The sequence below is a fragment of the Streptomyces sp. WAC05292 genome (genome assembly GCF_003949955.1).
GTDB lineage: Bacteria > Actinomycetota > Actinomycetes > Streptomycetales > Streptomycetaceae > Streptomyces > Streptomyces globosus.
On the sequence record NZ_RPSE01000250.1, the window covers coordinates 1 to 9,095 of the forward strand.

Here is a 9,095-nt window from a genome sequence, read left to right on the forward strand (position 1 = left end):
GGGCGGGGCTGGGCAGCCGGGAACCGGGCCCCCGCGGGGCGCGTCCTGAGCAGCGGGCCCACCGGGGCGGAAGCCACCCCCGGAGCGCCGCTGACCTGCGCGGATGACCGGATCCGGTGGGGCCGCGGGTGGTGTCGGCGGCCCGCCCGGGGGATGATCTGCACAGGGACGGCCACGCAGGGGGGACACAGAATGAAGGTTTCGGCAAAGGCCGGCGCGGCCGCGGCGGGGCTGGCCGCGGTGGCGGCCGCGGCGGTGTTCGCCGGCCCCGCCCTCCTCGGCGGCGGGGAGCCGCGCGGCACCGCCGAGCAGCGGCTCTCGGGCGGGCGCCCGGAGGCGGGAGCGGCAAGCCCGTCGCCGCCGGGGGCGCGTCCGTTCACGCTCGTCGCGACGGGCGACACGATCCCGTACCCGTCGATCATCGCGCAGGCCGCGAGCGACGCGGCCGGCAGCGGGGCGGGACACGACTTCCGGAAGATACTGGCCGGGGTGAAGCCCGTGGTGGAGGCCGCCGACCTCGCGATATGCCACCACGAGATACCGTACGGCCGGCCCGGCGGCCCCTACACCGGATACCCGGCCTTCAAGGCGCCGCACGAGCTGGCCGACGCGCTGCGGGACGCCGGCTACGACAGCTGCTCGACGGCCTCGAACCACACCCTGGACGACGGCTGGGACGGCCTCGTCCGCACCCTCGACCACCTCGACCGGGCCGGCATCAAGCACGTCGGCTCGGCGCGCACCGCCGAGGAGGCGAAGGCCCCGGCGGTGCTCTCCGCGGGCGGCGCGACGGTCGCCCAGCTGGACTACACGTACGGCACCAACGGGATCCCGCTGCCGGCCGGGAAGCCGTGGGCCGTGAACCTGATCGACAAGGACCGGATCATCGCGGACGCCCGTGCGGCGCGCGCCGCGGGCGCCCACGTCGTCGTCCTCAGCATCCACTGGGGCTCCGAGTGGCAGACGGCCCCCGACAGGCAGCAGCAGGAGCTGGCACAGGCTCTGACCGCCTCCCGCGGCCCGGACGGCCTCCCCGACATCGACCTGGTCCTCGGTACGCACAACCACGTCCCGCAGCCCTACGAGAAGGTCAACGGGACGTGGGTGGTGTACGGGACGGGCGATCAGATCGCCAGCTTCTACGAGCCGGCGAAGCTGCGCGGCAACATGTCGTCCATCCCCCGCTTCACCTTCGCGCCGGCGGCCGCGCATCCGGGCCGCTGGGAGGTGGTGAAGGCCGAGTACCTGACCTCGCTCTCGGACCGGGGCGCTCCGTTCCGGGTGGTGTGCACGTCCTGCACGGCCGGCGGCGGCGCCGCGGCGGGCGCCGCGAAGCGCTCCGAGTACGCCGCCGCCGACCGCCAGGTGGGCGAGGCCGTGCTGTCGCGCGGAGCCGCCGGGCAGGGGCTGGTGCGCGCGACGAAGTGACGCCCCGCCGGCCTCCGCCCGGCCGCGGCCCCGGCCTCGGTGTCAGGAGGAGCGGCGGCGGGTGACGACGAGAGCGACGCCGCCGAGGCCCAGCAGGACGAGCGCGCCGCCCGCGACCCACGGCGTGGCCGAACTGCCTCCGGTCTCGGCCAGGTTGGCGCCGCCGCCGATGACGGCGCCGGTCCCGGAGGCCCCGGTCTGCGGCTTGACGTCGGGCGCGGCGGCGCCGGAGGGCTCCGGGGCGGCGGAGGAGGGAGGCGGGCCGGCCGGGGACTGGCAGCGCGCCTCGGCGAGGACGACCTCGCCCTCGACCTGGGCGACGTTCAGGTCGAGCGGGTTGACGGACACCTTCAGCCGGAGCGCGGCCGCGGCGGCGGTGGCGGAGGTCGTCTCCGTGCCGGACAGCTCCAGGCTCACCGTGCCGACCTTCGGCACCTCGACCTTGGTGGGGCCTCCCGCGGACAGGGTGGCCTTCTTGCCGAGGACGGTGACGGAGCCCAGCACGTTGGAGGTGGCGGACGGCTTGCGCCCGGCTTCGCACACCGCCTTGGAGGTGGCCTTCTCCACCTCGATCAGCGAGAGGGCGGGGAGTCCCGGCAGGTGGACGCGGGCGCGCGCGAGGTTGGCCTCCGCCTCGGCGCGGCCGCGGGCTGCGGTGGCCTTGGAGGTGGCGGCGTCGGCCTTGAGGATGTGGACCGGCCGGCCGCCCTCGACGCCGTCCAGGGTGACGGAGAGGGCGGTCTTCTGGGCGGAGGCCGGGGCACTGACCTCGTTGAGGGTGGTCTTCAGGGGGACGTGGACGGCCTTGTTGAGCAGGCCCACGTCGAGTCCGGCGCGCAGGACGACGGCGTCGGCCCGGCCGTCGGCGCCGCCGGGCGCGGTTCCCGCGCCACCCGTGGCGTGGGCGGGCGGGGCGGCGAGGAGGGCGACCGCGCCCGTGGCGAGCAGGACGGCCGCGGGCATGCGGAAGGTGTAGCGGTTCAAGGTGGTGGAACCCCCGGGGAGATGGGGGCCGCCGCGCAGCCAATGGGGGACATCGCGCGTCGGCGGCCTGTTACCCAGGGAATTTTTTACGCACGGAGAGTGAACGCACAGCCACCTGACGTGAGTTCACCCCAACGGGTGGTTTCCATCCACGTATTCGATTGCTTTCGCATCAGGCGGAACGGGAGTTCTTTTCCGCCACACACCAGTGGGCGGTTACACCGGTCCGCGGCCCCGCGCGGCCGTCTCCAACGACCGGCGGGGCGTCCGCGTCACGCCGCGTCAACCCCGTGGTGCGGCGGGAGGTCCGGCCGGTCAGGCCCGGACCGTGCCGTTCACCACGACCCGCAGCGGCTGCGCCAGCGCCCGTACGTCGGCCCGCGGGTCGGTCGCGTAGACGACGAGGTCCGCGGGGGCGCCCTCGGTGAGGCCGGGCCTTCCCAGCCATTCGCGCGCCGCCCACGCCGTCGCCGACAGGGCGTCGAGCGGCGGGATCCCGGCGCGGACCAGCTCCGCGACCTCGTCCGCGACGAGCCCGTGCGGCAGGGAGCCGCCCGCGTCCGTGCCCACGTAGACGGGGATGCCCGCGTCCCAGGCGGAGCGGACCGTGTCGTACCGCCGCGCGTGGAGCCGCCGCATGTGCGCCGACCAGCGGGGGAACTTGGCGTCGCCGCCGGCCGCAAGCTTCGGGAACGTCGCGATGTTCACCAGCGTCGGGACGATCGCCACCCCGCGCTCCGCGAACAGCGGGATCGTGTCCTCGGTGAGCCCGGTGGCGTGCTCGATGCAGTCGATGCCGGCCTCGACGAGGTCGCGCAGCGAGTCCTCGGCGAAGCAGTGGGCGGTGACCCGGGCGCCCAGCCGGTGCGCCTCGGCGATGGCGGCCTCGACTTCGGCGCGCGGCCAGCAGGCCGTGAGGTCGCCGGCGTCGCGGTCGATCCAGTCGCCGACCAGTTTCACCCAGCCGTCGCCGCGGCGGGCCTCGCGGGCGACGTACCCGACGAGATCGGCCGGCTCGATCTCGTGCGCGTAGTTGCGGATGTAGCGGCGGGTGCGGGCGATGTGCCGCCCCGCCCGGATGATCTTCGGGAGGTCGTCGCGGTCGTCGATCCAGCGGGTGTCGGAGGGGGAGCCGGCGTCGCGGATGAGCAGGGTGCCCGCGTCGCGGTCGGTCAGCGCCTGCCGTTCGGCGGTCCCGGCGTCGACGGGGCCGTGGGCGTCGAGTCCCACGTGGCAGTGCGCGTCGACGAGGCCGGGAAGCACCCAGCCGGACACGGCGGTGGTGTCGCGGGCTCCGGGCGGGCGCTCGTAGGAGATCCGGCCGCCGACCACCCACAGCTCGTCGCGGACGTCGTCGGGCCCGACGAGCACGCGTCCCTTCACATGCAGCACGTCATCCGTCATGACCGAACTGTACGTGCGCCCTGGATAGGCTTCCCGGGTAGTCCCCGCACGAAGAGAGAGCACCCCGTGAACCACCCCTTCCTGGACCTGCCGCCGCTGACCGCGGAGCACTTCGCGTCGATCGAGCGGCGGGTGGCGGACCTGCTCGGCACCCGCCAGGACGTGGTGATCACGCAAGGCGAGGCGCTGCTGCCGCTGGAGGGCTGCATCCGCTCGGGCGCCCGGCCCGGCTCGGCCGCGCTGAACGTGGTGACGGGCCCGTACGGCACCACGTTCGGCAACTGGCTGCGCGACTGCGGGGCCGAGGTGGTGGACCTGGAGGTGCCGTTCGACACGGCGGTGACCGCCGAGCAGGTGGCCGCGGCGCTCGCCGCGCACCCGCGGATCGACTTCGTGTCGCTGGTGCACGCCGAGGCGGCGACCGGGAACACCAACCCGGTCGCGGAGATCGGCGAGGCGGTACGGGCCCACGGGGCGCTCTTCATGCTGGACGCGGTGGCCTCGGTCGCGGCGGAGCCGCTGCCGACCGACGCGTGGGGCGTGGACCTCTGCGTGATCGGGGCGCAGAAGGCCATGGGAGGACCCGCCGGCGTGTCCGCGGTGTCGGTGTCGGAGCGGGCGTGGGAGCGGTTCGCCGGGAATCCCGCGGCGCCGCGCCGCTCGTACCTGTCCCTGCTGGACTGGAAGGAGCGCTGGATCGACGGCGGGCGCCGGGCGCTCCTGCACGCGCCGGCGCAGCTGGAGATGCTGGCGCTGGAGGCGTGCCTGGACCGGATCGCGGCCGAGGGGCTGCCGGCCGTGCAGGCCCGCCACGCGGCGGCCGCGGCGGCGACCCGGGCGGGCGCGGAGGCCCTCGGGCTGGCCCCGTACGTGAAGCGCGCGGCGGAGGCGGCTCCGGTGGCGACGACGCTGCGCGTGGCGGACGCCTCGGCGGTGGCGGCCAAGGCGCTGGCCGCGGACCCGCAGGCGCCGCTCGCGGCGGGCGGCGGTGCGCTGGCCGGGGAGATGCTGCGGGTCAACCACTACGGTGCGGCCGCCTCCCCGGCGGCGGTGCGCGCCTGCCTGACCGCGCTGGCGGCGGCGCTGTCGGCGGACCCGGCCGCGTCCAGGGCGCGGGTGAACACCTCGGCCGGCTGGCCGCCGGAAATGCCGTAGCGGCGGTCGAGGACGAAGAACGGCACCGCGTTGGCCCCCAGTTCGGCGGCTTCCTGCTCGTCGGCCCGGACCTGCGCGGCGTAGGCGGTGCGGTCCGCGAGGACGGCGCGGACCTCGGCCTCGTCCAGGCCGGCCTCGACGGCGACTGCGGCGAGGACCTCGGGATCGAAGACGGACCGCTCCTCGGCGAAGTTGGCGCGGAACGCCCGGTCCAGGAGCTCCTCCTGCAGGCCGCGCGCGGCGGCCAGGTGCAGCAGCCGGTGGATGTCGAAGGTGTTGCCGTGGTCGCGGCCCTCGGTGCGGTACTCCAGGCCTTCGGCGCGGGCGGTGGCCGCGACGTGCTCCTCCATGCCGCGGGCCTCTTCGAGGGTGCGGCCGTACTTCTCGGCGAGCATCTCGACGACCGGGGCGGAGCTGCCCCCGGCGCTGTTCGGGTCGAGCTCGAAGGAGCGGAAGACGACCTCGACGCGGTCCCGGTGCGCGAACGCGGCCAGCCCCTTGGCGAAGCGGGCCTTGCCGATGTAGCACCAGGGGCAGGCGATGTCGCTCCAGATCTCGACGCGCATGTTCCTTCTTCTCTTTCCGGTTGCGGGGGCGGTGACGCGTCGGCGGCTACTTCTTCAGCCAGGCCTCCATCATCTTCTGGGCGACGGGGGCTGCCAGGCGGCCGCCGCCGATCTCGGAGCGGTCGGTGTCGGAGTTCTCGATCACCACGGCCACGGCGATCTGCTTGCCCTTCGCCTTGCCGTACGAGGTGAACCAGGCGAGCGGCGGCAGGTTGTTCTTCACGCCGCGCTGGGCGGTGCCCGTCTTGCCGCCGACCTCGGCGCCCGACACCTGCGCGGGCTTGCCGCCGCCCTCGGTCGCGACGGTCTTCATGACGTCGCGCAGCATCGAGGCGGTCTTGGCGTTCATGGCCTGATGGGTCTTGGGGTTCTTGAAGCTCTCCAGGACGCTGCCGCCCGCGTCGGTCACCTCGGAGACCGAGTGCGGCGCGACGAGCTTGCCGTCGTTCTCGATCGCGGCGGTCACCATCGCCATCTGGAGCGGGGTCGCCTGGACGTCGAACTGGCCGATGCCGGTCTGGGCGACCTGGTCGACGGACATCTTCGCGGAGGGGTACTTGCTCGGCACGCGGGTGGTGACGGGGGTCTCCGTGTTCGTGTTGAAGCCGAGCTTCTCGGCCATCGCCCGCATCTTGTCCTGGCCCAGCTTGGAGGCGAGTTCGGCGAACACGTTGTTGCAGGACAGCCGCATCGCGACGCGCGCCGAGACGCCGTTGCAGGCGGCGGAGCCGGCCTCGCTGGGAAGCAGCGTCTTGGTCCCGGGGATCGTGTAGGGGTCCGGGATGCCGGTCGGGGCGTCGACGTCGGTGACGAGCCCGTTCTCGATGGCCGCGGCCAGCGTGACCAGCTTGAAGGTGGAGCCGGGCGCCTGCGGCTTGCGCAGCGCGACGTTCTCCATCGCCTTGCCGTTGTCGGCGGACAGCTCCTCCCACGCCTTCTTGTCGTTGGCGCCGGCGATGCGGCCGGGGTCGAAGGACGGGTTGTTCACCATGGCGAGGATCTCGCCGGTCTTCGGGTCGATGGCGACGGCGGAGCCCTGCTTGTTCTGGAGCGCGTCCCAGGCCGCCTTCTGGACGTCCTTGTCGATCGTGGTGACGACGTTGCCCGGCGAGGCCCGCTTGTTGAGCAGCAGGTCCATGACGGTCTTCAGGCGGTCGTCCGAGCCGTTGAGGACCTTCTTGTAGACGCCTTCGAGCATGCTCGTTCCGAAGGCCTGCGAACTGAAACCGGTGATCGGGGCGTAGAGGGGCCCGTCCGTGTACGTCCGCTTGTACGCGAAGTCCTTCCCGCCGGTCTTGACGGAGCCGGTGATCGCCTCTCCGCCCACGATGATGTTCCCCAGCGGGTTCTCGTACTGTCCGATGAGGTTCCGGCGGTTGTGCTCGTTGTCTGCGAGGGCCTGGCCTTGGTAGGCCTGCACCCAGGTGACCCGGACCAACAGGGCCAGCACCAGGAGCAGGCAGAAGACCGACGCACGCCTGATCGTCTTGTTCATCTCCCGAAAGGACGCTCGACGGCCCCCGTACGTTCCTCCCCGGCCCGAGTGTGGCCCGTTTCTCAGGCCTTTCTCATCACGAATCCCCCTTCGTAGGCGGCGATGACCGCCTGGGTGCGGTCACGCGAACCCGTCTTGGCGAGGACGGCCGCCACATGCGTCTTGACGGTCTGGGCACCGACGCCGAGGCGGGCGCCGATCTCGGCGTTCGACAGCCCGGCGGCCATCAGCCGCAGCACGTCGGCCTCCCGGTGCGTCAGCCGCGCCACCCAGGCCGCCGCCCCGCGCCCCGCGGCGGCGTGGCTCGCGGCGAGCGCGCGGACGGCCTCGGGGAAGAGCAGTGAGTCCCCGCGGGCGACCAGCCGCACCGCGCCGACCAGCTCGTCGGGGTCGGCCCGCTTCAGCAGGAACCCGGCGGCGCCGGCACGCAGCGCGTCGTACACGTAGGCGTCGTTCTCGAAGGTGGTGACCACGAGGATCCTGGGCGGTTCGGCCGTGCCGGCCAGGATCCGCTCGGTGGCCCGTATGCCGTCGATGCCGGGCATCCGGACGTCCATCAGCACCACGTCGGGCGCGAGGGCGCGGACGGCGGTCACCGCCTCGGCGCCGTCGGCGGCCTCCCCCACGACCTCCAGGCCGGGCTCGGCGTCGAGGATGACCCGCAGGGCGGTGCGGACCATGCGCTCGTCGTCGGCGAGGACGATCCGCAGCGGGGGCCGGCTCATCGGCCGCCCCCGCCGAGCGGGAGGACGGCCCGCAGCCGCCACAGGCCCTGGTGCAGCCCGGCCTCGACACTGCCGCCGAGAAGCCGGGCCCGCTCGGCGGCCCCGTGCAGGCCGCGGCCGCCGGTGGTGCGCGGGGAGGGGCCGGCCGCGGCCCCGGGCGGATTGGTCATGGTGATCTCCAGTTCTCGGTGTGCGGTGGTGCCGGGGCCGCCGTCCGGGACCTTCCGGACGGCGATCCGCAGTTCGACGGTCCCGGCCCCGTGCCGCAGGGCGTTGCCGAGTCCCTCCTGCACGATCCGGTACGCCTCCCGGGACGCGATCGGGGGGAGCCCCGACCAGTCCCCGGCGGGCCCCGGCTCCTGCCGGTCGGCGACGGCCGTGCCGGCGGCGCGGGTGCGGGCCAGCAGCCCCTCCAGGTCGGAGGCGAGGGTGGGGGCGGGCGCGGCGGCGGCCCGGCCGGCGGGGTCGCCGTCCCTCAGCAGGCCGAGCACCCCGTCGAGTTCGCCCACGGTCCGCCGGGCGGTGTCCTCGATGGCGGCGAGGGCCTCCCGGACGAACTCGGGGTCCCGGTCGAGGACCCGGCGGGCCGCGACCGCCTGCAGGGTGACCGCGCTCAGGGCGTGCCCGACGGCGTCGTGCAGCTCGCGGGCGAGCCGGTTGCGCACGGCGAGGTCGGCGGCCCGCTCCTCGGCCGCGGCCAGCCGGTCCGCCGCCGTCGGCCCGAGCAGCACGGGCGCCGCCCGGGCCAGCAGAGTCCCCGCCGCCGCGGCGGCCGCGACCAGCCCGATCAGCATCCCGAGACCCATGAGCGGCGCCGCCCAGGAGGCGGTGTCGTCGGGGAAGTGGACCAGCGACAGCGGGGCCTCCCGCAGCGACCGCACCACCGGCACCGCGATCAGCACCACCGCCATCGGCGGCACGGCCAGGCTCATCCCCGCGACGGCCGCCCCCACGCCCAGGTGCAGCGACCACCAGGCGGCGGTCCTCCCGCGGGCCGCCCAGGACCGGGCCGGCCCCTCCGCCAGAAGCTCCCCCGGCACCCCGCACAGCATCCGCACGGCGGCCGCCGACATCGGCCGGACCGGCCCGAACACGCCGGTCACCGCGGCGAGCGGCACGGACAGGCCGTAGGCGGCGAACGTCAGCGGCGTGGACTCCAGCGCGTTCACCCCGCCGGCCGCGATCCCGACGGCGACCTGCGCCAGCAGGAAGTACGGCATCAGCAGCGCCCCGCCGAGCACCAGATGCACCCACCGCATCCGCGCCCGCACTCCGCACACCAGCCCGACGACAGCCCGCGCCCGCGCCACTCCCCCGAACCCCTCACTCTCCGCCGCC

7 protein-coding genes and 1 pseudogene are annotated in these 9,095 nt (G+C 74.6%); 2 read left to right on the forward strand and 6 right to left on the reverse strand.

The genetic code is table 11. The features are described from left to right. Positions 1–192: 192 nt before the first annotated feature. A complete protein-coding gene (locus tag EF903_RS22550; protein ID WP_125545949.1) occupies positions 193–1,428 on the forward strand; it encodes a CapA family protein in 1,236 nt (411 codons plus the stop codon). A gap of 42 nt (positions 1,429–1,470) precedes the next feature. On the opposite strand, the gene EF903_RS22555 is transcribed toward EF903_RS22550, so the two are convergent. Both EF903_RS22555 and EF903_RS22560 read right to left on the reverse strand, forming a co-directional pair. Continuing rightward, positions 1,471–2,412 (reverse strand): SCO1860 family LAETG-anchored protein, encoded by a 942-nt coding sequence (locus EF903_RS22555; protein ID WP_125545951.1) that lies wholly within the window; start codon positions 2,410–2,412, stop codon positions 1,471–1,473. A 315-nt stretch (positions 2,413–2,727) separates the two neighbouring features. Next, positions 2,728–3,816, reverse strand: coding sequence for an amidohydrolase family protein (locus tag EF903_RS22560; RefSeq protein ID WP_125545953.1), 1,089 nt, complete (start codon positions 3,814–3,816; stop codon positions 2,728–2,730). Positions 3,817–3,882: 66 nt separating this feature from the next. On the opposite strand from EF903_RS22560, the pseudogene EF903_RS22565 reads away from it, so the two are divergent. Then, a pseudogene (locus EF903_RS22565) lies at positions 3,883–4,953 on the forward strand (aminotransferase class V-fold PLP-dependent enzyme); the annotation flags it as partial. On the opposite strand, the gene EF903_RS22570 reads toward EF903_RS22565, so the two are convergent. The 4 genes from EF903_RS22570 to EF903_RS22585 all read right to left on the reverse strand — a co-directional run. Next, positions 4,839–5,537 (reverse strand): DsbA family oxidoreductase, encoded by a 699-nt coding sequence (locus EF903_RS22570; RefSeq protein ID WP_125545955.1) that lies wholly within the window; start codon positions 5,535–5,537, stop codon positions 4,839–4,841. The pseudogene EF903_RS22565 and the gene EF903_RS22570 overlap by 115 nt on opposite strands. A 46-nt stretch (positions 5,538–5,583) precedes the next feature. Further along, complete coding sequence (locus EF903_RS22575) at positions 5,584–7,032, reverse strand: penicillin-binding protein 2 (RefSeq protein ID WP_125545957.1); 1,449 nt, start codon at positions 7,030–7,032, stop codon at positions 5,584–5,586. A 62-nt stretch (positions 7,033–7,094) separates the two neighbouring features. Beyond that, complete coding sequence (locus EF903_RS22580) at positions 7,095–7,757, reverse strand: response regulator transcription factor (protein WP_125545959.1); 663 nt, start codon at positions 7,755–7,757, stop codon at positions 7,095–7,097. Continuing rightward, positions 7,754–9,095: sensor histidine kinase (locus EF903_RS22585; protein WP_399421450.1), on the reverse strand; the 1,342-nt coding region annotated here is incomplete at its 5' end. The genes EF903_RS22580 and EF903_RS22585, both read right to left, overlap by 4 nt.

Bases quoted from the DNA above. Each gene is read 5' to 3' on its own strand.
- EF903_RS22550 (WP_125545949.1), top strand. From the start codon at position 193: ATGAAGGTTTCGGCAAAGGCCGGCGCGGCCGCGGCGGGGCTGGCCGCG.
- EF903_RS22560 (WP_125545953.1), bottom strand. From the start codon at position 3,816: ATGACGGATGACGTGCTGCATGTGAAGGGACGCGTGCTCGTCGGGCCC.
- EF903_RS22570 (WP_125545955.1), bottom strand. From the start codon at position 5,537: ATGCGCGTCGAGATCTGGAGCGACATCGCCTGCCCCTGGTGCTACATC.
- EF903_RS22575 (WP_125545957.1), bottom strand. From the start codon at position 7,032: ATGAACAAGACGATCAGGCGTGCGTCGGTCTTCTGCCTGCTCCTGGTG.
- EF903_RS22580 (WP_125545959.1), bottom strand. From the start codon at position 7,757: ATGAGCCGGCCCCCGCTGCGGATCGTCCTCGCCGACGACGAGCGCATG.